The 23122-nt window shown below is 34.6% G+C and carries 27 protein-coding genes and 1 riboswitch; of the genes, 11 read left to right on the plus strand and 16 right to left on the minus strand.

Features of this window, described 5'->3' with window-relative positions:
* The first annotated feature begins 11 nt into the window (after nucleotides 1-11).
* The 4 genes from MHH98_RS00980 to MHH98_RS00995 all read left to right on the plus strand — a co-directional run bounded on the left by MHH98_RS00980 (nucleotide 12) and on the right by MHH98_RS00995 (nucleotide 3498).
* Nucleotides 12-854: a hypothetical protein gene (locus MHH98_RS00980; protein ID WP_038186438.1), complete on the plus strand. Its 843-nt coding sequence runs from the start codon at nucleotides 12-14 to the stop codon at nucleotides 852-854.
* 137 nt (nucleotides 855-991) lie between these two features.
* Nucleotides 992-1831: a DUF2785 domain-containing protein gene (locus MHH98_RS00985; RefSeq protein ID WP_076034738.1), complete on the plus strand. Its 840-nt coding sequence runs from the start codon at nucleotides 992-994 to the stop codon at nucleotides 1829-1831.
* 171 nt (nucleotides 1832-2002) lie between these two features.
* Nucleotides 2003-2554: a YdhK family protein gene (locus tag MHH98_RS00990; RefSeq protein ID WP_038186433.1), complete on the plus strand. Its 552-nt coding sequence runs from the start codon at nucleotides 2003-2005 to the stop codon at nucleotides 2552-2554.
* Between the two features lie 290 nt (nucleotides 2555-2844).
* The gene (locus tag MHH98_RS00995) at nucleotides 2845-3498 is read left to right on the plus strand and encodes a hypothetical protein (protein WP_038186432.1); all 654 of its coding nucleotides are present in this window, start codon (nucleotides 2845-2847) and stop codon (nucleotides 3496-3498) included.
* Nucleotides 3499-3548: 50 nt separating this feature from the next.
* On the opposite strand, the gene MHH98_RS01000 is transcribed toward MHH98_RS00995, so the two are convergent.
* The 4 genes from MHH98_RS01000 to MHH98_RS01015 all read right to left on the minus strand — a co-directional run bounded on the left by MHH98_RS01000 (nucleotide 3549) and on the right by MHH98_RS01015 (nucleotide 7515).
* Nucleotides 3549-4235, minus strand: a complete 687-nt coding sequence (locus MHH98_RS01000) for an ABC transporter ATP-binding protein (protein ID WP_340712176.1) — start codon at nucleotides 4233-4235, stop codon at nucleotides 3549-3551.
* Nucleotides 4235-5326 (minus strand): ABC transporter permease, encoded by a 1092-nt coding sequence (locus MHH98_RS01005; RefSeq protein WP_038186428.1) that lies wholly within the window; start codon nucleotides 5324-5326, stop codon nucleotides 4235-4237. The genes MHH98_RS01000 and MHH98_RS01005 overlap by 1 nt, the downstream gene beginning before the upstream one ends.
* 132 nt (nucleotides 5327-5458) lie before the next feature.
* Nucleotides 5459-6838, minus strand: coding sequence for a sensor histidine kinase (locus MHH98_RS01010; protein WP_038186426.1), 1380 nt, complete (start codon nucleotides 6836-6838; stop codon nucleotides 5459-5461).
* Nucleotides 6835-7515: a response regulator transcription factor gene (locus MHH98_RS01015; RefSeq protein ID WP_038186424.1), complete on the minus strand. Its 681-nt coding sequence runs from the start codon at nucleotides 7513-7515 to the stop codon at nucleotides 6835-6837. The genes MHH98_RS01010 and MHH98_RS01015 overlap by 4 nt, the downstream gene beginning before the upstream one ends.
* A 180-nt stretch (nucleotides 7516-7695) precedes the next feature.
* Here MHH98_RS01015 and MHH98_RS01020 point away from each other — a divergent pair, with 180 nt between their 5' ends.
* From MHH98_RS01020 to MHH98_RS01030, 3 genes are read left to right on the plus strand one after another with little or no spacing between them, the layout of a single operon-like run.
* On the plus strand, nucleotides 7696-8130 hold the full coding sequence (locus MHH98_RS01020; RefSeq protein WP_038186422.1) for an SRPBCC family protein: 435 nt from the start codon (nucleotides 7696-7698) through the stop codon (nucleotides 8128-8130).
* A 2-nt stretch (nucleotides 8131-8132) separates the two neighbouring features.
* Entirely contained in the window at nucleotides 8133-8468 is a 336-nt protein-coding gene (locus MHH98_RS01025) for an ArsR/SmtB family transcription factor (protein WP_038186419.1), read from the plus strand.
* A 56-nt stretch (nucleotides 8469-8524) separates the two neighbouring features.
* Nucleotides 8525-8917 carry a VOC family protein gene (locus MHH98_RS01030; RefSeq protein WP_076065569.1) on the plus strand — a complete coding sequence of 131 codons (393 nt, stop codon included), beginning with the start codon at nucleotides 8525-8527 and terminating at the stop codon, nucleotides 8915-8917.
* Nucleotides 8918-9021: 104 nt separating this feature from the next.
* Here the strand turns inward: MHH98_RS01030 and MHH98_RS01035 are convergent, their stop codons facing one another.
* From MHH98_RS01035 to MHH98_RS01045, 3 genes are all read right to left on the minus strand, one after another.
* Nucleotides 9022-10218 (minus strand): MFS transporter, encoded by a 1197-nt coding sequence (locus MHH98_RS01035; protein ID WP_038186415.1) that lies wholly within the window; start codon nucleotides 10216-10218, stop codon nucleotides 9022-9024.
* Between the two features lie 16 nt (nucleotides 10219-10234).
* Entirely contained in the window at nucleotides 10235-10654 is a 420-nt protein-coding gene (locus tag MHH98_RS01040; RefSeq protein WP_038186414.1) for a MarR family winged helix-turn-helix transcriptional regulator, read from the minus strand.
* A gap of 142 nt (nucleotides 10655-10796) precedes the next feature.
* The gene (locus tag MHH98_RS01045; RefSeq protein ID WP_076065570.1) at nucleotides 10797-12482 is read right to left on the minus strand and encodes a methyl-accepting chemotaxis protein; all 1686 of its coding nucleotides are present in this window, start codon (nucleotides 12480-12482) and stop codon (nucleotides 10797-10799) included.
* Between the two features lie 260 nt (nucleotides 12483-12742).
* Here MHH98_RS01045 and MHH98_RS01050 point away from each other — a divergent pair, with 260 nt between their 5' ends.
* Nucleotides 12743-13525 (plus strand): tyrosine-protein phosphatase, encoded by a 783-nt coding sequence (locus MHH98_RS01050; RefSeq protein WP_038186409.1) that lies wholly within the window; start codon nucleotides 12743-12745, stop codon nucleotides 13523-13525.
* 69 nt (nucleotides 13526-13594) lie between these two features.
* On the opposite strand, the gene MHH98_RS01055 is transcribed toward MHH98_RS01050, so the two are convergent.
* Together MHH98_RS01055 and MHH98_RS01060 are read right to left on the minus strand one after the other, a co-directional pair.
* On the minus strand, nucleotides 13595-15292 hold the full coding sequence (locus tag MHH98_RS01055) for a methyl-accepting chemotaxis protein (RefSeq protein ID WP_038186407.1): 1698 nt from the start codon (nucleotides 15290-15292) through the stop codon (nucleotides 13595-13597).
* Nucleotides 15276-16919 carry a pyridoxal phosphate-dependent decarboxylase family protein gene (locus MHH98_RS01060; RefSeq protein ID WP_340712177.1) on the minus strand — a complete coding sequence of 548 codons (1644 nt, stop codon included), beginning with the start codon at nucleotides 16917-16919 and terminating at the stop codon, nucleotides 15276-15278. The genes MHH98_RS01055 and MHH98_RS01060 overlap by 17 nt, the downstream gene beginning before the upstream one ends.
* A gap of 264 nt (nucleotides 16920-17183) precedes the next feature.
* Between MHH98_RS01060 and MHH98_RS01065 the strand changes: the two genes are divergently transcribed.
* Nucleotides 17184-18068 (plus strand): DMT family transporter, encoded by an 885-nt coding sequence (locus MHH98_RS01065; protein ID WP_038186402.1) that lies wholly within the window; start codon nucleotides 17184-17186, stop codon nucleotides 18066-18068.
* Nucleotides 18069-18109: 41 nt separating this feature from the next.
* Here MHH98_RS01065 and MHH98_RS01070 read toward each other — a convergent pair whose 3' ends face one another.
* Nucleotides 18110-18547, minus strand: a complete 438-nt coding sequence (locus tag MHH98_RS01070; protein ID WP_038186400.1) for a GNAT family N-acetyltransferase — start codon at nucleotides 18545-18547, stop codon at nucleotides 18110-18112.
* 23 nt (nucleotides 18548-18570) lie between these two features.
* A complete protein-coding gene (locus MHH98_RS01075; protein ID WP_038186398.1) occupies nucleotides 18571-19188 on the minus strand; it encodes a TetR/AcrR family transcriptional regulator in 618 nt (205 codons plus the stop codon).
* A 180-nt stretch (nucleotides 19189-19368) separates the two neighbouring features.
* Between MHH98_RS01075 and MHH98_RS01080 the strand changes: the two genes are divergently transcribed.
* A complete protein-coding gene (locus MHH98_RS01080) occupies nucleotides 19369-20127 on the plus strand; it encodes an SDR family oxidoreductase (RefSeq protein ID WP_076034744.1) in 759 nt (252 codons plus the stop codon).
* A 45-nt stretch (nucleotides 20128-20172) separates the two neighbouring features.
* Here MHH98_RS01080 and MHH98_RS01085 read toward each other — a convergent pair whose 3' ends face one another.
* The 5 genes from MHH98_RS01085 to MHH98_RS01105 form a co-directional block, all read right to left on the minus strand.
* Complete coding sequence (locus MHH98_RS01085; protein ID WP_076034745.1) at nucleotides 20173-20676, minus strand: GNAT family N-acetyltransferase; 504 nt, start codon at nucleotides 20674-20676, stop codon at nucleotides 20173-20175.
* An 87-nt stretch (nucleotides 20677-20763) separates the two neighbouring features.
* Nucleotides 20764-21078, minus strand: coding sequence for a DMT family transporter (locus MHH98_RS01090; RefSeq protein ID WP_038186392.1), 315 nt, complete (start codon nucleotides 21076-21078; stop codon nucleotides 20764-20766).
* On the minus strand, nucleotides 21078-21413 hold the full coding sequence (locus MHH98_RS01095) for a DMT family transporter (protein WP_038186390.1): 336 nt from the start codon (nucleotides 21411-21413) through the stop codon (nucleotides 21078-21080). Before MHH98_RS01095 ends, MHH98_RS01090 begins: the two co-directional genes overlap by 1 nt.
* A 57-nt stretch (nucleotides 21414-21470) precedes the next feature.
* Nucleotides 21471-21570, minus strand: a riboswitch (guanidine-I (ykkC/yxkD leader).
* Between the two features lie 54 nt (nucleotides 21571-21624).
* Complete coding sequence (locus MHH98_RS01100; RefSeq protein WP_038186388.1) at nucleotides 21625-21972, minus strand: GIY-YIG nuclease family protein; 348 nt, start codon at nucleotides 21970-21972, stop codon at nucleotides 21625-21627.
* 19 nt (nucleotides 21973-21991) lie between these two features.
* Nucleotides 21992-22747 (minus strand): DUF2087 domain-containing protein, encoded by a 756-nt coding sequence (locus MHH98_RS01105; RefSeq protein ID WP_038186386.1) that lies wholly within the window; start codon nucleotides 22745-22747, stop codon nucleotides 21992-21994.
* A 144-nt stretch (nucleotides 22748-22891) separates the two neighbouring features.
* On the opposite strand from MHH98_RS01105, the gene MHH98_RS01110 reads away from it, so the two are divergent.
* Nucleotides 22892-23062 (plus strand): hypothetical protein, encoded by a 171-nt coding sequence (locus MHH98_RS01110; RefSeq protein ID WP_155981194.1) that lies wholly within the window; start codon nucleotides 22892-22894, stop codon nucleotides 23060-23062.
* The last annotated feature ends 60 nt before the right edge of the window (nucleotides 23063-23122 follow it).

Here is a 23122-nt window from a genome sequence, read left to right on the forward strand (position 1 = left end):
GAGGTTAGTAGATGAAAATAATCGATACGACTGAATATTTTTTAGAAAATTACAAGCCAACGATTAGCTTTTTAAAAGGATACTATGACAAGTATCCTAAAGTATTTCAAGAGTATTTTTTGTATCACTGCAAAGATACAGAAGAAAGGCTTTTACAATCGATTAGTAAATATGAACATGATTTCGAACGTATTAGATTAGTTAGAGAAACAATCGTTTCAATTATTGAAAGAGTTGAATTAAGCTATAAAGAAAAATATGACGTGGAGTACCCATTGGATGTAAATTTATTGATTGGTGGTTATGGTTCTAATGCTTATACATATAGAGAAATTATTCCTGACATCAGTTTTGCGCTAGAGAAATTATCTCCGGAAATTAATCATCTAGAATATATTGTGGCACACGAGTTTGGTCATGCTACACACAATATTGTTTCAGATAAGAACAAAATCGATTGGACAATTATCGATTGGGGTAGCCCCATCACTTGGTTAAACCAAGAAGGCGCCGCTACGCATTTGTCTCGCCGAGCTGTACCAAATCTATTGCCACATCAGTATTTTTCTTATGATGTGGATGGAGCAGAGTGGTTATCGTTTGCTCGGAACGATTATAATGACATTAAAAACGCATTTCGTGAAGATTATCAACAACTAAACTTCAAAGAGTTGTTTTACGAGTGGTTTTCTATTAACGGTGGAAAGCGATTCGAACACACGCGCCTTGCGTACTTTTTAGCAGATGATTTCTTTCAATATCAGATAGCTACTTTAGGAGAAATAGAAGCAATTGCTGCTTGGGGAAGAGATGATTTTAAACAAATGGCTGAGAAATGGTTATATGAATTATAAAGAGATAATCGTAGGAATATCTAAGTCACCTATCAATGTTCGAATGGTAGGTGGCTTTTTAATTTCTAATGCAGCTGTTTCGATGTTCATGGCATAATGTACACAGTGACAAATGAAGGTAATTAATGGAGGATGTTATGGATTTAAAACAGATTTTAATTGAATGGGTATCGATGTCTATATTAGAACGTAAAACTTTGATTGCTAATAATGGTGACGAGTTACTTTTCAATATGCTGCAGGAAATAGGTGCTGTCGATGCAGAATTACGTGATCAACTGATTTATAGAACATTTATAGAGATGCTTGGGGAGCAGTTACTTTCACATGAGCAAATGCAATATTTGTATAAAGAAATTGTATCGGAAAAATATTTATTTTCCCAAATCGGTGATGAACAGACTGATACAGTATTAACGCGTTCTTTTTCAGCGTTGTTGTTGACAGGTCTTTTAACAACAGATGCAGAGTTAAGATTCTTACCTAATGCGGCATTGACTACATATTTAGAAAAAAGCGGTCATTATTTACAAAAAGAGCGAGATGTTCGGGGATTTATAGATGGTAAGGGATGGGCACACAGTATAGCGCATGGTGCGGACTTAGCTGCTGCAACGGTACGTCATCCAGCCTTTGAACTACGCATGGCACCACCAATACTGCAAGCTATTAAAGCATGCCTATGGAAAAATGCAGTTTATATAGATGATGAAGAAGAGCGTTTAATGATAGTGATAGAAGAAATGATGAAAAAGGGTGTTTCAGAAGAAGTACTCGTTGAATGGACTGAGCAAATTTTCGATAAGTTAGATCATCATCTATATAGCATAGGATATGATCCATCATATTTTAAAGCGAGAACTTGTACACTCCATTTTATGAAAACATTATATTTTGCATTGAAAATTAATAAGCGTATGCCAAAATTAGAAGGTGTTGTATACATGCAAATCGCTAAACATTTTAAATTAGGTTAAATAGGAAGGATTATTTAACTATGATAGCTTAAGGGAGTTCGAACTAGACAATGATTTTAAGCTTTTATAAATTGTGTTAGAAAGTTTGGATTTTGCTATATAGGGAATGGTACATACTAGTTGGGAAAAATATATAATACTAATTTTCGACTAGGAGGATGCAGAGTAATAATGAAAAGTAAAAAAAGTATAATAGGAATACTATTACTAGTTTTTGCATTAACATTAGCTGCGTGTACTGGTAATAATGAAAAAACAAATACGAAGGTAAATGATGAAGATATGAGTATGGATCATTCTGTATCAGCAGAAATACCAGCTGATTTAAAAGAAGAAGAAAATCCAAAATATAAAGTTGGAAGTAAAGTGATTATCGAAACAAGTCATATGGATGGTATGAAGGGTGCAGAAGCCATAATAGTAGGAGCTTTTGATACAAATGCATATGCTATTTCATATACACCTACAAATGGTGAGGAAAAAGTGAAGAACCATAAGTGGGTTATTCAACAAGAACTTGTTGATGCGGGTGATAAATTACTCAAACCTGGTAAAGAAGTTAAGGTAATGGCTTCACATATGGAAGGCATGTATGGTGCTAATGCCAAAATCGACTCCGCGGAGCCAACAACAGTATATATGGTTAACTACAAACCAACTACGGGTGGTAAAGCAGTGGAAAACCATAAATGGTTAACAGAGAATGAAATAAAAGCTGAATAATATTTGCCCTTTAGATTTCTAAATCTAAAGGGTATTTTTTGTTTAGGTAGAATAATAATTATAGGACTTACAAAGTAGAGGAAGTGAAAACTATAAAATGTATCAATTTTTTACGCCTCTATAGATTGTTACAGTTAAGCTCAAAATAAAGGAGAAATTTTTATATAGAGTATTAGAATCTAAATGATTCTGCAGAAAATATTATAGAAGTTGAGATTTTTTATAAAATTTGAATCGCTATTTTGGGGTTAAGATGCTAAATATGCATCTTTTAGAAGGATGGGGGATGTATGAGCGCATTAAAAAGAGGAGCAGCATTAATAATAGGCTGTGTTTTATTACTTTGTGCTTGTAGTATTGCAGAAAAAGTTATCGATAAACCGATTGAACAGCAAGTTATGTTTACAAAAAAAAATATGATGATATATCCTAAACTAACTAAAAGAGAGGAAACTATATTAGATAGAACTACGGAACAATATCTCATTTATGAATACCAAATAGACAAATCGTACAATCATTTAAGATTATGGGTTGAGGCATATGAAAAGGGGAATTTAGCAGATTTAGAAGTTTTACTCCTTAACTATGAAGTAAAAGGTAGTGGTACCATCATTATGAATACAATTAAAAAAGCTGAATCCAATGCTGACAATATATTAAGTTTGAGTGTAACCTCTGGTAATGGGAGTAACTCAAGTAGTATAAGAACACAGCTTCCAAAAATGTCATCAGATTCTACTTTTACGGTATGGAAAAGTACAATTGCAGGTGAGAAAAATATTGAGTCTGAAATGATTTTAGGTTATATGATTCATGGATATTCTAATGAAACAGAACCTCACAATTATGAGGAACTTAGCGAGAATCCCCAAAAATTGATCAAAGAGCTATCAGCTAATAAAGAAGTTTATATATTAAAAAGTAAATTTATAAAAAAGTAGAATGACAGTCAATTGAAAAGGAGACACGGTAATGAACCGTGTCTCCTTATTTAAGTTGTTCTTAATGCTAACTGTCCATTTTTCATTTCATAAATTTTATCGCAATAAGATAAGATGCTTTCATCGTGTGTTACCATCACAGCTGCTTTATTTTTTTCCTTTACTTCTTTTGCGATGAGTGCAACGATTTCGCTACTACGCTCAAAATCAAGGCTAGCAGTTGGTTCATCGGCAAGAATAATATCAGGGTTGTTCATTAATGAACGTGCAATCGCCACACGTTGTTTTTCACCACCAGATAGATGCTGTACAAAGTGATTTGCGCGGTGAGCAAGACCCACTGATTCTAATAATTCATCTGCTCTTTGTTGTGCTTCCTTATTCCAAGAGTCTGCAAGATCCGCTACTAATTTCAGCTGATCTTTTACTTTTAAATAAGGAACTAGATTAGAAGCTTGGAATATATAGCCGATTGAACGTAAGCGTACTTCTGCTTTTTGTTTGTCATTATAGTTTGCTATGTTTTCACCGTTAACAATCATTTCACCGCCATCTGGGCTCAAAAGTGCGCCTGCTATAGATAGAACTGTACTTTTACCTGAACCTGATGGGCCGAGTATAGCAATGAGTTCACCTTTAATTGCTTGGAAATTAAGGTCGTGTAAAATCTCAACTTCCTGTTCACCGTCCTGAAATACTTTACGAACATTTTTTAGTTCTAATGGAATGTTAGTCATTATTCTGCCCTCCCCATAGCTTGTAACGGATCCGCTTTTACAATGCTAGCACTTGAAAGTAGCGCACCGAAAATCGATACGATAAATAATACACCAGAGTATATAAGAATTAAACCAAAGTCAAAGACGAATGGAATACCCTTTGGCATAATCGCTTGCAAGATTGCTGCAAAACCGATTGCTGCACCAATACTTACAATGGATAGGATAATTACTTGGATAATTGTAGAACCAATGAGGAAATTGTTTTTTGCACCAATTGCTTTTAAAACACCAAATTGGTTAACTTTTTGAATCGTCATAATATAGAAGAATGCTGTTAAAACGAATACTGCTATTACGATTAGAAATGCCAACATCATGAATAATGATTTTTGTTCAGCATCGTAACCAGGTATGCCTTTAATAACATCGCCTTTTTCTACCCAAACCCCATCTTTTATAGTAGATGAAACATCTTCTTGTAATTCTTTATTAGCATCCTTTATAACAATCGCGTTATAAGATACTTTTTGTGTTGAAGCAAAAAGGTTTTCCCAGCTTTCTTTGTTTACAAAAGCTACTGGTGTATGACTGAACGTTTGTTTCTCAGTAAAACCAACTACTGTATAAGTAATATCTGAGTTTTCTTCGTATAACTTATCGCCGATTTCAATTCCTTGTTTTTTTAATGAGTCATCGGCAACAATTGTTGGTCCTTTAGAAGATTTAATAGTTGAGCCTTCAGTTACTTTAGGCATTAGGAAGCTATTTGGGTCAATCCCCATCATGCTTACGTCGACTTTTTTATCTGAGTTTACTTCCTTTAAAGAAAGCATTTGTAGACCGACTGTTTGCAGATTTTTATTGTCTTTTATATCCGATAACACTTTTTCATCAAAGCGAGAGCGATCGAGGCGATTGTCTGCATCTTTGTCTAAGTAAAATGCATGTGCATTCATGTTCTGAATAGAAGATGCGTTATCTGATGACAAACCGTTTGCCAATCCACTAATGATAAACACCAACGCTGCAACGAAAAACATGATAAAACCGATCAATAAATATCTAAGTTTGAAAAACCGAATTTCTTTTAATGAAAGAGAAAACATATCTACTTCATCCTCCTGTTCTTGGTTACATCCATAATGTACATCTTGAATATGAACGGAAGATGAATAAGAAATTACAAAAAAAGCCAGTTATTATTTATGGAGAAGTCCACAAGATAATAACTGACAATATTATTGAATGGGTAATGTCACAGAAAAGATCGTACCTTCATTTTCTTCACTTATAACATCTATTTTCCCATTATGCAATTTAACGATAGATGAAACGATGGATAAACCAAGTCCAGAGCCTTCAACAGAATGGGTTCTTGAAGTATCTACACGGTAGAACCGATCGAATATCCTATCAATTTCATTCTCAGATAAACCTATCCCTTTATCTTGGAAAGTGACAATAATGGATGAATCTTTTTTGGCTATTGCTATATCAATGCTTCCATTTTCTTTATTGTACTTTATCGCATTCGTTAAGAGGTTGTCCCATACGGTGTTAAGTAGTAAAGGGTCACCTACTATTTCGAAGTCAGGTAGAGAATAGCTGAGCATAATTCCCTTTTCTCCAATTGCCCATTGATATTGGCGGACAAGTTCTTTAATTTGCTCTGCTATATTGAATGATTTTTTCTTCATAATATCCTCATTCTGATCTAAAGATGAGAGGAGAAGTAATTGCTTGGTTAGAGTAGAGAGTCTTTCAATTTCCCCATTTATAACTGCAATATATTTTTCTTTATCTTCAGAGGGTAAATCATCTTTTCCTAATAAGTTTGTATAACCTTTAATATTCGAAAGTGGAGACTGAATATCATGGGAAATATTTGAGATGAATTCTTTTCGAATATCATCAAATTGTTCTAATTGGTTTGCCATATGAGAGAAGCTATTTGCTAGCTTTCCTAATTCATCACTACGGTTTATATCGAGCTCGACGTTAAAATTTCCTTCGGCCAACGAGTTCGTCGCTTTTGTTAATTTAGTAATAGGTTTTACTAAATATTTTGTACTAATGATTACCATTAAAATACTTAGTATTATTGTTAATGCAAATAGCCAACCAAATAAAATATGCATCTCATTGAAAAGTAACTTTATGTCTGGTCTAAGGAAGAGTGCATATTGTTTGTTATCATGTGTTAACGGAACTCCAATCGTATTTCTCAACTCATTTGCAAAAAAACCAGTGACAAATGTTTCTTGTGGGAAATGAAGAAGGCCGTGGTAAATCTCATTATTTAATACTTGATCGATTGTAGAATTTGGCAGTTCCTTTACACGAAATTCTGCACCAAAATAAGTACCTTCCCTAGATGTATCAACCAAGTACAGTTGATAACCGATGTATGACAGAGTTTCGAGATAGTCCTTCAAGTCAGTGGTAGGGTGTTTTTCGGCAAATTCAGCAATGTCTAAAGCAATTTGTGTATTCTTTGCATCGTTAAATGGTTTTAGCTTTTGTTGATAATACGTATTGGATATAAAGAATGATAGCACGCCACTTAGGAGCATAATGCCAATCGTCACTATAATGAATTTAAAGTAGAGGGATCTCATATACTTTTGTCCTCCAATAAGTAACCGATTCCCCGTACAGTTTTAATATGAATGGTATCTGTTAAGTCTGAAAAGCGCTCACGCAGCCGTTTAATATGAACATCTACCGTACGATCATCACCTGCAAAGTCTAATCCCCAAACTTGTTCAATTAAATGCTCTCTAGAAAATACTTGTTTAGGGTGAGACATTAAAAAATACATTAATTCAAATTCCTTTAATGGCAAAAATATTGTACGAGTGCCAATTTGTACTTCATAATTTGCTTTATTTATTGAGATATCACCTAGACGAACGACAGAATCATCAACTTGTTTATCATAACGACGTAATAATGCTTTAATACGAAATAGTAATTCTTGTGGTTCAAATGGCTTTACAAGATAATCATCAGTGCCAGAATCATAGCCTTTTTCCTTATCGGTAATTTGGTTTTTTGCAGTTAGTAAGATAACAGGAATATCGTACTGCTGACGTATTTCTTTTGTTAAAGAATAGCCATCCATATATGGCATCATCACATCAATAACTGCTAAATCACAGAGCGTACCTTTAAGAATGCGCAATGCTTCTATACCATCATTTGCCTTAAATACATGGTATCCAGCATCTCGTAAATGTACCTCTACCAAATTTAGAATATTAACATCATCATCCACAATTAAAATGTTGGTCATCTATTTAGCCCCCCTAATTAATAACAGTCCCTTTGACTAATAATCATATAGTACTTCGGTAAATAATTGAAATCACAAGATTAGGTTATCTATTTTATTGACATGAAACCAAATGGTTTTATATAATCATGATACGAAACCAAATGGTTATATAATTTTAGTCGGAAAAGGAGAATATTAATGACAAACAATAGTCAAGAGAAATTACAAGATATAAAACAAACAGTGCTCGTAAATGCCCCTATTCAGAAGGTGTGGGATTATGTATCGACAGCTGAAGGAATTGAAGCTTGGTTTATGCCGAATAATTTTAAATTAGAAAAAGGATATGAATTCCAAGTGCAATCTCCATTTGGCCCTTCACCTTGTAAAGTAATCGAGATCAATGAACCAAATCGCTTATCTTTTGAATGGGATATTGATGGCTGGGTTGTGACTTTCATTTTAAAAGCATTAGGAGAGAAAACCGAATTTACGCTTATTCACGGTGGATGGAAGTATGCAGATACTATTGTAACGAAAGCACAACAGCCAAGCTCTATTATTCGAGATACCATGGAACAAGGTTGGGTTGGTATCGTTCAGCACAAATTCAAAAAAGTGGTTGAAGGCTAAGTATGGCAGCTGCAGAAAAGTATGATGTGTTCCAAGCAATTGCTGATCCAACACGTAGAGAAGTATTACATTTATTAGCTACAAAGGAACGGTCCATTGCAGAAATTACTACGCATTTTGATATGAGTCGTACAGCAATAGCAAAGCATCTTCATGTACTTGCAGATGCGGAGCTTGTACGTGGTACAAAAGTGGGTAGAGAGAAAATCTTTATGCTACAACCAGAACCATTGACAGAATTGAAGCAATGGCTAGCCTTCTATGAGCAGTTTTGGAATAACAAGTTAACAAAATTGAAGTATGTTGTAGAAAGTGAGACTAGGAAAGATACAGAGTAGTTGGTAAATGTAATAACTATTCAACTGATAGTAACAGTAGCGAAAGGGTGGTAAAAATGACAAAAGTGACGCCGTTTTTAATGTTTCAAGGGAATGCTGAGGAAGCCATGAATTATTATGTTTCTTTAATTCCAGATTCAAAAGTTTTACATATTACCCGTTATGGGGCTAATGAAACTGGAACTGAGGGTAGTGTAATGAAAGCTGCATTTTCATTGAAAGGTCAGGAGATTTTGTGTATCGATAGTAATATACAACATAATTTTACATTTACTCCAGCATTTTCTCTTTATATTACTTGTGATTCAGAGAAGGAAATAGATTATTTGTACGGCAAGTTATCTGATGGAGGTAGTGAGTTAATGCCAATAGGTAATTATGGCTTTAGCAAAAAGTTTGGTTGGCTTGTTGATCAATTTGGTGTTTCTTGGCAACTTACATTTGAGTGATTGTATAATGATTTTAAAGTAGATATTAAAATTTTCAAGAATAGTATTTAAAGAAAAAAGGTTTTGCCCAAACGTTGTAGTGGGGGCAAAACCTTTTCTTTGTATCAAGCTTGTAAAAGAGCTTTATCTTTTCGACCGTGTAGAAAATAATATAGAACAATTGAAATTAAGATGACTATTACCATTGAAAGAAATAGATGACGATAGCCAAATACAGGTACTAGGAAGCCGAGTAAATATGGTCCTACACCTAGACCAAAATCGTAAAATATAAAATAAGTGGATGTTGCTAAACCTAATCGATGATTGGGTGTTACTTTAATCGCAAGTGCTTGGGCAATGGAATTAAAGTTACCATAGCCTAGACCGATTAATGCGGCAGCTAAAAGCAGAATAATACCTGAGTTTGCTTGACTGAATAATGTCATTCCAACTGCAAAGATGATTAGACTTGGATAGACGATTATGTTGGCACCTTTAGTATCCATTAAGCGTCCAGTAAATGGTCTTGAGAGTAATATAACAATTGCATAAATAAGGAAGAAGTAACTACCTGCAGTGACTAGATTAATAGACTCTGAATAAAAGGATAAGAATGACATAACTCCTGAATAACTAAAGCCGATGACTAGAGCTACGAATGAGATAGGAACAGCTTTCATTTCGATAAAGTTTGAAAGTTTAAATCCTGAAGTAGAAGCTCTTTCGTTTTGTGAAGATTTAGTTGCTGCTGGCTGTGGTACTTTTACTAATAAGAAAGTAGCTAAGCAGATGAAAGATAATCCTAAATTGATTAAGAAAATCATATAGAAATCTGTGAAGATTTGAGTGAGTAAAATACCTACAAATGGGCCTACTGCAGTTGCCATAATGGCGCTCATACTGTAATAACCAATACCCTCACCACGTCGTGTAGGTGGAATTAGTTGGGCAATGATTGTACCCGTTGCAGTACTTGCAATTCCAACAGAAAGCCCGTGTAGAAAGCGGTTTGCTAGTAAAAGAGGTAGATTAAATGCACCGAAATACAATGCTGTAGTAGCTGAAAAAGCAATTAGTCCGATTAATAATGTTTTTTTACTTCCTACGTCGCCAATAATTCGTCCAGTAACTAGGCGACCGATTAATGTTCCGATAATGAAAATACTAGATACTAAACCGGCCATGCTAGTTGAGGCGTTAAATTCTGATTTTGCAAATGATGCAATAGTGACCATCAACATGAAAAAAATTAATGTAATTAGAAAATTAATTAATGAAACAATGATAAAATCCTTTGTCCAGAGTTTTTCTTTAGACATTCGTTATTCGCATCTCCTATTTTAATAGATTATTTCTAACAGTCTCGAGGACTTTACTTACGATAATTTGTTCTTCTACACTTATACCCTCTAATGCATCAAGTTGAAATTGTTCAATTGTTACTTGTACATCTTTACATACATCGTGTCCAAATGGAGTCAACTGTACTTTTTTTTCACGTTTATCTTTACCTGGTACGGTAGTTACATAACCAAGTTCGATTAATTTTTGAATCATTCTAGTAGTAGTTGGTTTTTCTACATTCAAGGAATTAGAAATTTCAACAAGAGTAAGTGATTTTTCACTAATGAGTAATCGTAGGATAGCCCATTGTGAGCTATAAAGTTGATGGCTCGCCAAATAAACGTTCAATTTGTTAATGAAGGGGCGGTACATCATTCGGTATTCATGGAAAAAAGCTTGATGTGGTTGCATATCGAAATATCCTCCGTATAGTTAGTTAGGTTAAGTAACTATCAAAATAATAAACCTTTATTAACCATTTGTCTAGATATGGTTTGAAAAAGTACAAAAAAGATGCCAAGACTTTTTAAGACCTTGGCACCTTTCTATAGTTTTACACTTTAAATTCTTGGATCATGTCTTGTAATTCTTGAGCGTTTGTACTTAAATCTTCAGCAACTGAGTTAACTTGGTTCATCGAAGTAGTTTGTTCTTCAATAGATGACGAGATTAATGTTATATTATCCGATGAATCTGATGCTCCGCTTGCAATTTCAGTAACAGATGCGGAAACCTCTTCAGCACTAGCTGAAATTTCTTCTGAAGTAGCTGAAATTTCTTCTACTTGGACAGTGATTGATTCAATAGCAGAAGAAATGGTTTTGAAAGCTACTCCTGCTTCTCCAATAACTTGAACACCATCTTTGACAGAGGTTAAACCTTCACTCACAGCGGAGGCAACGTTTTTAGTATCAGTTTGAATCTCTTCAGTAAGTGTTACAATTTGAATCGCTGATTTTTTTGACTCCTCGGCAAGTTTACGGACTTCATCTGCTACAACAGCAAAGCCTTTACCATGTTCGCCTGCACGAGCTGCTTCGATTGCAGCATTTAGTGCAAGTAAATTTGTTTGGTCTGTAATATCCGTAATGACATGCGTAATGGCGCTAATTTCTTCAGATTGTTTGCTTAGTTTTCCTGTTAGTTCAGCAATTAAGTTAGTTGAATTGGAAATGATTTGCATTTGATCTTGAGCTACATCAATTGTTTTTACACCATCTTTTGCAGTAGTAGCCATATTAACGGTATTTTGATGTAAAGTTTGTGTTGCTTCAGCTATACGCTGAACACCAGCTGCTGTTTCGTCCATTGCAACTGCACTTTCTTTCGCTGCCGAAGCAGAAATAGAAGCGATATCTGCTGTTTGGTGGATACGAATTGCTACTTCGCCCCCAGCTGCAGTAATTTCCTCAGTACTAGCTGACAATTCCTGTGAAGAAGCAGAGAGATGCTCACTGTTTGTTTGAATATTATGGATGAGTCCTCGTAAATTGATCTTCATATTGTTGAAGACGTTTGCCAATGTACCAATCTCATCTTTAGATTTGTATGTAATATCCGATTGAGATAAATCACCCGTAGCAATAATCTTAGCAGATTGAACTACTTCTTTTAATGGCTTTGTTATCGACTTTCTAATGAAGCTAATGAAAAATACACCTAGAGCTAAGCTAATTATTAAAGCAGCTATTGAACTCCATAGAGATTGTTTAAGAAGAGTTTTTAATCCATCACTAGTAATTTGTAACTTCTCTTTTTGGTACTGAATAATATTGTTAGATGAGTCTAGAAGACCTTTACTTGCGCTCGTAGCAGTTGTATCAACTATTTGGATTGCAGCGTCTTTATTGCCGTTATCAAATTCTTTCAATGCACTTGCAACTGCAATATTAAAATCATCGTTAAATTTAGTCGTTTCTTTTAAATAGCCTTTCATTTCTTCGGAACGGACTATTTGAGATAATTCAGCAATTTTATCGTCTACTAAGTTTTGATACGTATGTAAATTATCAAGTCTTACGTCAATGTCTTGTATGAAATAAGAACGCAAAGAAGAGTCTTGCATTGCTAGACCAAATTGAATATCTTTTATGATTTCTATTTGAACAAAACGGTGATCAAATGCTTCCTCAACCTGTGATTGGATTTTAGAATATTGATAGTAAGATAAAACAATTATTAAAGCTAATAAACCAACAATACTGAGGAATCCTATATTTAATTTTTTTCCGACAGACATATCTTGGAACCTTCTCCCTTTTTTAGATTTAATATAATAATTACTTTGATGGAAAAACAGTAAATAGTCAACAAGTATTAGTCTAAAAGACATAAAAAAGTGAAGATAGTAGGGAAATATAATTAGTTTATTGTCATATACTTTTATCGTTTTAAAAGTCTTAATTTGAAGTAGCTGCTTTAAATATTCCTTATTGCTCGGAAAGATGCTACTCTAACATATATGGAATATTCTAATAATTGAAGAGAGTGGGATATATTATGTCTATAGATAATGGGAATCGTGTGTTACCGTTTGAACAAGTTGTGAACTTCAGAGATATGGGAGGATACCCTGTAGCAGATGGTCGCAAAGTGAAATACGGTGTGTTTTATCGTTCAGGCGAGTTACATAAGATGACTACAGCTGATCATGAACTATTTAAAACTTTAGGGATTAAAACGATTTTCGATTATCGAGATGATAAAGAAGCAGAAGCAAAGCCGGACCCGCAATTAGAAAACGTACACAATGAGCGAATTCCAGCAAAAGGTGATGTAGGTTTTAAAATGCCGACTTCTTCTTTGAAGGAAATGGATAATCGAGCGTTTCTACAAACTGTTAATGCGGACGTTTTTACTGAACTCTATGGACATTTACCATTGGATAATCCTTCGTATAAGCGTTTAATGGACATTATTCAGAATCCTGAAAATCTTGGATTATTACATCATTGTGCGGTAGGTAAGGATCGAACAGGTGTGGGTGGGGCGCTTATCTTACTTGTTTTAGGTGTAGATGAAGACATTATAATGCAGGATTATTTAATAACAAATGATTGTATGAAGCCAGTGCAAGATGCGATGATTCCTATGTTGTCGCAACATTTAAATTCAGAACAATTACAGCATTTTGGTGACATTATGAGTGCTAAAGAGAGATATTTACAAGCTACTTTTGATGCCATTAAAAAGCGTTATGGAAATTATAGTACATTTTTTGAAAAAGAATTTGGGCTGACAGAGGAAAAAAGGAAGGCAATACAAGAATATTGTTTGGAATAATTTTATTAAGCTAAATTAAAACTCTCTATTACCAGAAAATTAATAAGGTAATAGAGAGTTTTATTATTTTTAGATTTTAAATTTATGAACGGTGCGGTGTAATGTTTCGGCCATTTGAGCAAGATTATTTGAAGAAGTGGTAATTTCTTCGATGCTAGCAGATTGTTCTTCTGAGGCAGCAGCTACATTTTGAATGCTGCTAGATGTTTCTACAGAAATGACGCTTACCTGGTCCATCGACTGTGCAATATCTTCAATACCTTTATTCATATTCTCAATGGCGTTATTCACTTCAGTCATTTGAGCATTTACTTGGTCTACAGATGTAACAATGTTCTCAAAAGCTTCGCCTGCATTTTCGAATGTTGTCGCACTGTCTTTTAAGTTGCCATAGCTAATAGCCATTGATTCGGAGGCGTCTGTTGAATCGGTTTGTATTGTTTCAATCCGTGTTCTAATTTCATTTGCTGCTTCGCGAGATTGCTCAGCTAATTTACGGACTTCTTGTGCAACCACAGCAAAACCTTTACCGTGATCACCTGCACGAGCCGCTTCAATTGAAGCATTTAGAGCAAGTAAGTTGGTTTGATCTGTAATTTCAGTTATGAGTGTCACGATATTACCGATTTCTCTAGTATTATCGCTTAGACGTTTCACTACTGCAGATGTCTCTTGAATGGCATCATAGGTAGTATTCATCTTCTCTACAGCACTGTTGATAGTTGTGTTTCCACTTGTAGCAATCAGCGAAGTTTCTTGAGCTTTGGCAGATACATCTTCAGTACTTGAAGCGATTTGATTCATTTTGGTAGAAATCGTTGAAACGGTCGTATTCATTTCTTCTACAGCACTTGTTTGCGTTTCTGAGCCAGCTGCTACTTCTTGCATTGATTCTGTAATTTGTTTAATCGATTCATTCGTTTGTTCGGAGCTAGCAGTAAGTTCTTCAGAAGTAGCTGCGACTTGTTCAGCATTTTCTGCAATCGAAGTGATTAAAGATCGTAAATCGGTTGCCATATTATGAACGCCTTCGGACAATTGTGCAACCTCATCTTGCCCTTTAGTCTTTAAACGTTCCAATGTAAGATTACCTTGTGCAATTTCCTCCACATATTCTACAACAGCAACGATTGGAGTCGTAATCCGTTTACTTATGATGTAAGCGATGAGTGCTCCAAGTATTATAAAAATAAGTGTCAAACCTACTGAAATCATTAGAACGGTTGATTGTAGAGAAGAGATAAAGGAAGCATCCATATCAATTCCAAAAATAATATCTGTACCAATAAAAGGAACAAATATCGATTTATGGATCCCGTATTCATCTTTGTAAATTTCACTAGTTTGAGTTTTTTGATCCTTGACTGTCTTGATCATATTGTCATTGAAAGTATAGTCAGCTTGTTGATCATCTGTATTACTTAAAGCAACGATATGTTCTTTACCATTTGAATTTGAAAGAACATATGTATTTTCAACACCAAACGCTTTTTGTTTTTTGTTCAAAATGCTAAGTAATTCATTGTATTTTTCAGCATTATTGTTATCTGCACTTATAACAAGTTCTTTATCTATATCTTCCAGAATTTCTTGGGATATTAAAGTAAGGCTTTTTTCAAATTGTACAATCACATAGTTATTTATGATATGTGTTGAGAACGAGTATAGTGCCAAGCTGAAAATGATCGAGAAAATCGCAATTGGTATTACAAAACTAAATACATATTTATATAAAATTGAGCTTTTGAATTTAGTAAACAATTTCAATGTTAGACTCCTCCAAAGTGTGAATTGCACTTGAAATAGAAGCTACCATTTCATCTAAATGTTGAACCTCTGTATAAGGTGAAATTGCAAAAAGTTTCGCAGCTGCAACAGGAATCATATCTTCTGAATTGATGACAGGGATAGTGCAAACCTTCGTTGTATCACCAAAGAAAACATTTTCACGGTTATGACCAAGTATTTCGAATAGAGATTGATTTAAATTATTTATTGCTTGAACTTGCTCCAAAGTAAAGGTACCTGTTTTTTCTTGAGACCAATCTAAACCTTTTGGATATAGACGGAATGCTGTTACAGGACCAATATTTAAATCATTCACAACGGATACATTAGGAAGTTGTTTTTGGATTTTATCTCTGAAAGCTAGGTTTACACGGACATAGTTAGCTAATATTTGCTGATAACCTTCTACACCGAAAGCATTTAAAGCAGCATAGATAGCTATTGAGCTACCCATACGAGAGCATTCTAGCGTATAACCTGTATGATAACTACCATACCCTCTATTACCGACATAAGGTGTATCAAAGTCTTCTAAATCAAGTAATCCGAAGTGTTTCCCTTCTTTGACTAAAAATAAACTTGTTAAGTAAGGTGTTTGTCCAAGCTTTTGGAAGTCAAAGCACAAGCTATCAGCCAAAGAAATATGTTGCATACGCTCATTAATGCTTTGCAAGCTTGCAACTACATTGTCCTCGAATTTAAGTGGGTTTGTATTGAAATCATAAGATTTAAAGAAAGAATAAAATCCACCCAATGCCGAGTCAGCGTGAATATGGATTGGTTTCAACTCGTATTTAGCTTCAACTTGAGAAGTGATGTCTTTAATAGCTTTGACATCATCAATCGCAAAACTATCTGTTGCTCCAGTAGTAGCAACGATATAGACAGGAATACCGCCTTTATGAATAACTTCTTCCAATTTGTTTGCTAAGTCTTTTAAATCCATCGAATGATCGCTAGTCGCTTTTACACGAATAAGGTTATTACTACCGATACCAACAGCTTCAGCAGATTTTAATAGACTATAGTGGGCGTTTTCAGAAGCGAAGCAATATAAATTGCGAGGGACACCTTCTTCTTTTGCATGCGGGAATTGTTTTGCAATTGCAAGACGTAATCCACTAAATACTGCCCCTTGTCCTCCCCAAGTTGTATAACCCCAGCTTTGTGTGAAATCATAGCCAACAAGCTTTGACATCATGCCAATAACTTTTACTTCACTTTCAGCTGCAGCTGGTCCATAAACATCCCATAGATTATTTCCATTTAATAATGTTGTTGTTAATAATCCGATGATGCCAGGAATACTAGCCATTGGTAGAACGTTTGTTACAAACTTTCTTGTATGGTATGGATGGCCTTTCATTAAGTCGATTAAATCATTTACTACATTATCCATTCCAGTTGATTTAACAGGAACTTCATAGTTTTCAATTAGTTCTTTATAGAAATTAGCGGATCTTTCTTGCATAGGACCTAGTGTACTTTTTTCTGGGTCTTTCAATTCGTCAAGTGATGTGAAAATCTTTTCTATATAATTTAAAATTTCTTTACGTTGTTCTAGATTCCCGTCTTCACTAGGGAAAAGTTGTTGTATTTGCTGCATTTGTTTAACACCTCTAATTTGAATTTTAAATAAAATAGTCAATAAAGCATAATTATAGCACATCAACTTTAGTTCTTAATACACTAAAAGTAAAGTTTGTTAAGTAGGGATATATAATCAACCTAATAGATTAAATAGTAATTATATATAGAATTTTCAATGTTTTAAAACTATTGATAACTGAAGGTAGGTTAAGAATATGAGAAATGTTATGATATAAAATAATTAACATAATATTAAAAATATAGGAAAGGTTGTATTATTATGAATATAGCAGCAATGTTCAAGATGATTATTGCGATGGCGTTATTCGGTTCTATCGGTTTTTTTACAGTGAATACAGGAATTCCAGCAGAGGAGCTAGTATTCGTCCGCTGTATTTGTGCGACATTATTTTTAGGAGGAATATGGTTTTTTACTGGCGGTCATAAAACAGAACAGTGGTCACGTAAGGAAATAATCCAGACACTTATTTGTGGTGTGTTTTTAGTATTAAACTGGGTGTTTTTATTTAAAGCATTTCAAGACATGTCTATTTCAGTAGCTATTACGATTTATAATTTAGCGCCTATTTTTGTGTTGATTATGGGAAGTTTATTTTTAAAGGAAAAAATGACGGTTCAAGCGACCTTAGCCGTTATTGTATGTTTCCTTGGTAGTATTTTTATTATCGGATTAGATCAGTTTACATCTTTTAAAGCATTGTTCACTTCAGGGTTTGTCTGGGCCATGTTGTCTGCAATTTGTTACGCATTAACGATGTTTGTAGGAAAGGGCATAACTCACTTAAGTGCCTATGCAATGACGTTTGTACAGACAGCGGTTGGGATTGTCATTTTATTACCGTTTATGGATTATGGGGTATTTGAAGGACTGACAACTTCAAATTGGATGTACATTTTAGGGACAGGATTAATACATACTGGTTTTGTTTATTATTTATTTTTTGATAGCTTGCGTAAGTTGCCGACGATTGTGGTTTCTGCGTTAGTTTTTGTTGATCCAGTTGTTGCAATTTTATTGGATGTTGCAATTTTAGATTTCCGACCTACTTTGATACAAACTGCTGGAATAGTGCTTATTTTCGCAGGTATTATTTATACGCTAGTTAAGCCTAGTAAGCAAATTTCTGAATTGTCACAAGTATAAAAAGAGCTGTCCCAGGTTACATGGGACAGCTCTTTATAGTCTTAAACTTCTTTTATCATTAATACATGTTCAATACCTGCATCTAGGAAAATATCAGATGCCACGTGATAGCCTAGTTTTTCATAGAAACCTTGTGCTTGAACTTGGCCATCCAATTTTACTTTTGAAGCACCTAATTCTTTTGAAGCAATATCCTCTAAAGCTTGAATAATAACTCGGCCTAATCCAAGTTTACGGCATTCTTCAAGAATAGCGACACGTTGTATTTTGCCAACACCTTCAACTAAGCGGATGCGGCCAGTGCCGACTGCTTGATTTTCATCATTTGTAACAAGAATATGGTGGCATTCTCCGCCCAGATGATCGAATTGATCGATTTCTTCTTCAGCAGGTACTTTTTGTTCCTCTACAAATACTTTAACTCGAATATCAAATGCTTTTTGTAAGTCTTCTTGAGTTGTGATTTTGTGCGTTTTCATATAATTCAGCTCCTCTATTTTTTCTATTCTGAAAATGGGTTTGTTCTATAAGTTATTTTAACAGGTGCTGTGTTAAGAATCTCTATTAATTGTTCTGCCATGTATGAGGATGAGTATTGAAACCCCTCTTTCACCCATTCTATCATCATGCCTAAAATAGCATATGAAGTATAACTAGCAAGTAAATTATTATCTATTTTATTGTTAGTGTTAGTGTATATATTCGAAAGATCTTCTAGTGCTAATCTTTTCAACTCAATGCAAATTCTGTTTTGAAAGCCATATAAAACATTTGATTTAACTATAAGCGTGTAGAAACTTGCATGTTTTTCAACATGTTCGAAAATTTTCACAGCAGATGAATTGAGTTCTCTAATTACAAAATTTTTCACTTGTTTATACGGTTCACGATAGGAAATAATTAAATCTGCCACGACATCCTCAATAATCTCATTCAATAGCTCTTCTTTATATTGGTAATGTTTATAGAAGGTACCACGGTTGAGATCTGCAAGTTGTACAATATCAGTTATAGTGATAGCTTTGAAATCCTTATTTTGCATTAAAGAAAGCAAGGCTTCTTTTAACGCTATTTTAGATTTAATAATTCGTTTATCAACTATAGTGTTTTTTGTAGACATAAACGTGCCTCCGCTGTTCAATATTTTGGCTTAATGAACAAATACCTAATCAACTGTTGGTTATTCAACAAAAGTTCTATGATTTGCTGATTGAATGGCGTATCTAAACCACATTATACTATAAATGGATGAGGTGTATTAAACATCTGTTGATTACTATAACAGTAGGGGGAAGTCTATATGAAACTTCAAGGACAGGTTGCAGTTGTAACAGGAGCTGCTTCAGGGATGGGTAAAGCAATTGCGGCTTTATATGCACAAGAGGGAGCAAAGGTAATCGTATCAGATATTAATGCAGAAGCTGCGGATGTAACGGTAGCGGAAATTAAAGCTAATGGTGGAGAAGCTACAGCAGTAGTGGCAAACGTTGCTAAAGAAGAAGATATTCAGAACTTAATTGATACAACAGTGAATCTTTATGGAACAGTTGATATTCTAGTAAATAATGCGGGAATTATGGACAATTTCGAAGCAGCAGCTGATATTGAAGATAATCAATGGGAAAGAATTTTTGCTATTAATACAACTAGTGTAATGCGTGCGACACGTAAAGTACTACCTATTTTCTTAAAAAAGAAAAAGGGAACAATCGTGAATGTCGCATCAGCAGGTGGCTTAAACGGAACTCGTGCAGGAGCAGCTTATACAGCTTCCAAACATGCAGTTGTCGGTTTCACGAAAAATACGGCGTTCATGTATGCAAATGATGGAATTCGCTGTAATGCAATTGCACCAGGAGCAGTAGAAACAAATATTAATAGTTCAATGACGAATATTAATGAATTTGGTGTTGGACGTGCAATGTCAGGATTAAATATTAACCCTCGAGTTGGTCAACCGGATGAAATTGCAAAAGTAGCATTATTCTTAGGATCTGATGACTCTAGCTTTGTTAATGGAACAGTAATTGTTGCAGATGCAGGTTGGACAGCTTACTAATATATAAAAATAAGACACCGTTTCATGATAGAAACGGTGTCTTATTTATTCTTGACCCACAATGGTACTTCTTCTATCAAGTAAGGTAACGTCTCTCCACACACCATTTAACTGACCAAAGCGTACGCGTACGCCAACCTCCTTGAAGCCGAATTTCCGATGTAGATGTATGCTCGAGGCATTTTCAGAGAAAATTTGTGACTGGATTGTCCAAATACCGCACTTTTCACTTTCTTCGATGCATTTTTTTAATAACTTAGTACCAACGCCCAATCCTTGAGCACGCTTACTAATATATATGCTATCCTCTGTCACACCCTTGTGGAATATATTATTGGAAAAGGGGCTAAGTGCAATCCATCCAACGATTTCTCCATCCACACGTGCGACAAAACGACATTCTTCTAAATGTCCAGCGTCCCATTGCTCCCATGTAGGTGGAGTGGTGCGAAATGTTGCATTACCGCCTTCAATCCCTTCGATAAAAATAGCTCTAACTTGGTCCCAATCAGTGGGCATCATTGTTTCAATCTTGACTTGTTCTGCCATATGGTTGCCTCATTTATAATAGATTTCAATGCTTGGAAATATTATATTCTATAAAGCATAGAAATAGTTTAATTATCTGAAAATATATTAAGATACGAGTTTTAGTCCGACTGCTGCACTTAGCACCATTGTAATAAAAACAATACGTTTCCAGTCTTTTGATTCACCAAAAAAGAAAATGCCAATTAATGCTCCACCAGATGCACCGATTCCTGTCCAAATAGCATAAGCAGTACCCATAGGAATTGTGTTCATAGCATAAGAGAGACAAGAAAAACTAATTGTAAATCCAGCGATTAGGCTTATCATAATAGTTGCTTTCTTTTCATACTGCCATTTGTTCATCATAGCTACTCCGAAAACCTCACAAAATCCTGCTACAATTAACGCGATCCAAGCCATTATTCTGCACCCTCCTTTTTATCATCTGTGACAATCTTCAAGCCCATTACACCGACAAGCAATAAAATAATGAGTAAAATTTTTGAGATTTTAAATGGCTCATCGAAAAACAAAATGCCTGTAATGACAGTACCAGCAGTACCAAGTCCTACAAAAACGGCATATACCGTGCCAACAGGAAGATAACGTCCTGCTACGAGTAATAAATAAAAGGTAAAGACGATAGCAAACGCAGTACCTCCCCAAGTCCAAACGTCATATGAGTGTTTTAATCCGACAACCCATAACACTTCAAAAACAGATGCAACAATTACAATTAACCAATGTTTGTTCATCTCATTCATCCTTTCTAATTTCCGATAAAAAAGCCCAGGAGACACTGAATAACAGTAGTCTCCCAGGCTTTTATCCTTCCGTGGCATAGCAATATAGCTATGAGATTTCTCTCGGACCAGGCTAGCAACATGCTACGGAACCCTAGAAATCATTGTTGTATCAAGTTAATTAAATTGTAATAAAAAGGAGAGGAAAGTTCAAGTGAGAAGGTTATTTATCGAGATAACCGCGTTCGCCAAATGGCTCTAATTTAGCAATCCATTGCTCTTCAAGTTTTGCTAATTCTCTCTTCGCATCGAAGAATCCTTCTTCTTTTTTCTTCAACACTTCAAGAATTTCAATTTCAAATGCAGATTCACCGAATTTGTTCCAATCTTCTTGTAGTGCTTTATTTGTATGATTACTCATTTTCAGCATGAATTGTACACCATTTAATCTCTTTAAATTATTTGTACTGCCGATATAGATTTTATTATTTGTAGTGTTAGTAATTTTATAAACACCTGATTGGATAGGGGTTTCTTTATAAATTTGTTTGAGTTCTTTTTGACGATCCATTATGAGCTACCTACTTTCTTTATTTTTTAATCCAATATGCACTGCCATCTGCTTTACGATCTAAAAAGCCGTATTCTATTAAATAACGACGAATCATAGCATAGTCATCATGAATTGGCATAAGAATAGAATTAATTTCTTTTTCTGTATAAGTACTTTCGCTATCAAAGCGGTTTGTAATTTCGCGTAGGATAATAAGTTTTTGTTTTTCCTTTTTCGGAAAGCGTAACAAAGGTCCATTTGTACCTTCAGGGAAAAGTTTATTTAGAACTTCATCCTGTTCTTTATTGGTGATATTATAACGGTCATCAACCATCGTAGCGGTTTTGTGTACAGGTACGAATGTAGGTGCATTCATATCTTTTTCTTTTAATAGCTCCATCATGACTAAAAACGTTTTCGCTTGGCGTTCCTTTTCCTTTAAGGCAAATCGATGATGACGGATCGTAGAGGTACTACCGATTTCCAATTCTTGCTGTACTTCAGCATCTGTCATTCCTGCATAAAATAGACGTAATAAATTGTTCTGATGCTCAGTAAGCCCTGTCATCTTTTTGTTAAGTCCGATTAAATATGCAAAAACAGATTGATGAGTTTCTTTAATGTGCATTTGCATATATTTCTCTGCTTCATACAGTACGTCATTTTGAGGATAAATAATGCCTTTTTCTATTTTTTCACCACAAAGGAGGCAAGTGTAACAATGTGCATCTTCAGAATAGCCTTTTTTTAGTTGATCAATTGATGCATTCCAAAATAGTTCTGAGTTCTCCATATATAAACACCTTCGATTCCGATATTATTTCCAAACTTTAATATAAAACGTTTGTTTATTTATAAACATAATACATTTTGGTTTGTTTTTTGTCAATGATTAACAGTCTTATTATAATGAAGAGAATAGATTGGGGTTTTTGTAATGCGACGATTTAAAATGGAATTGGAGAAGTTATGGGAAGGGGAAATGTTTTTTCAGCGATGCTGGCAGTTGGCTAACGAAGTATGTTCTTTTACAGTAGATGTATATACAGATTATGAAGATTTAGAGGAATTAAGGGATGGCGTTTCTGAATTTGAAAAATTTAAGTGAAATGAGTTTGAAATGTTATTTGGTGCCGATACAAAAACATCACTAGATTATTTACGACTA

Source organism: Viridibacillus sp. FSL H8-0110, from assembly GCF_038003565.1.
Lineage (GTDB): Bacteria > Bacillota > Bacilli > Bacillales_A > Planococcaceae > Viridibacillus > Viridibacillus arenosi.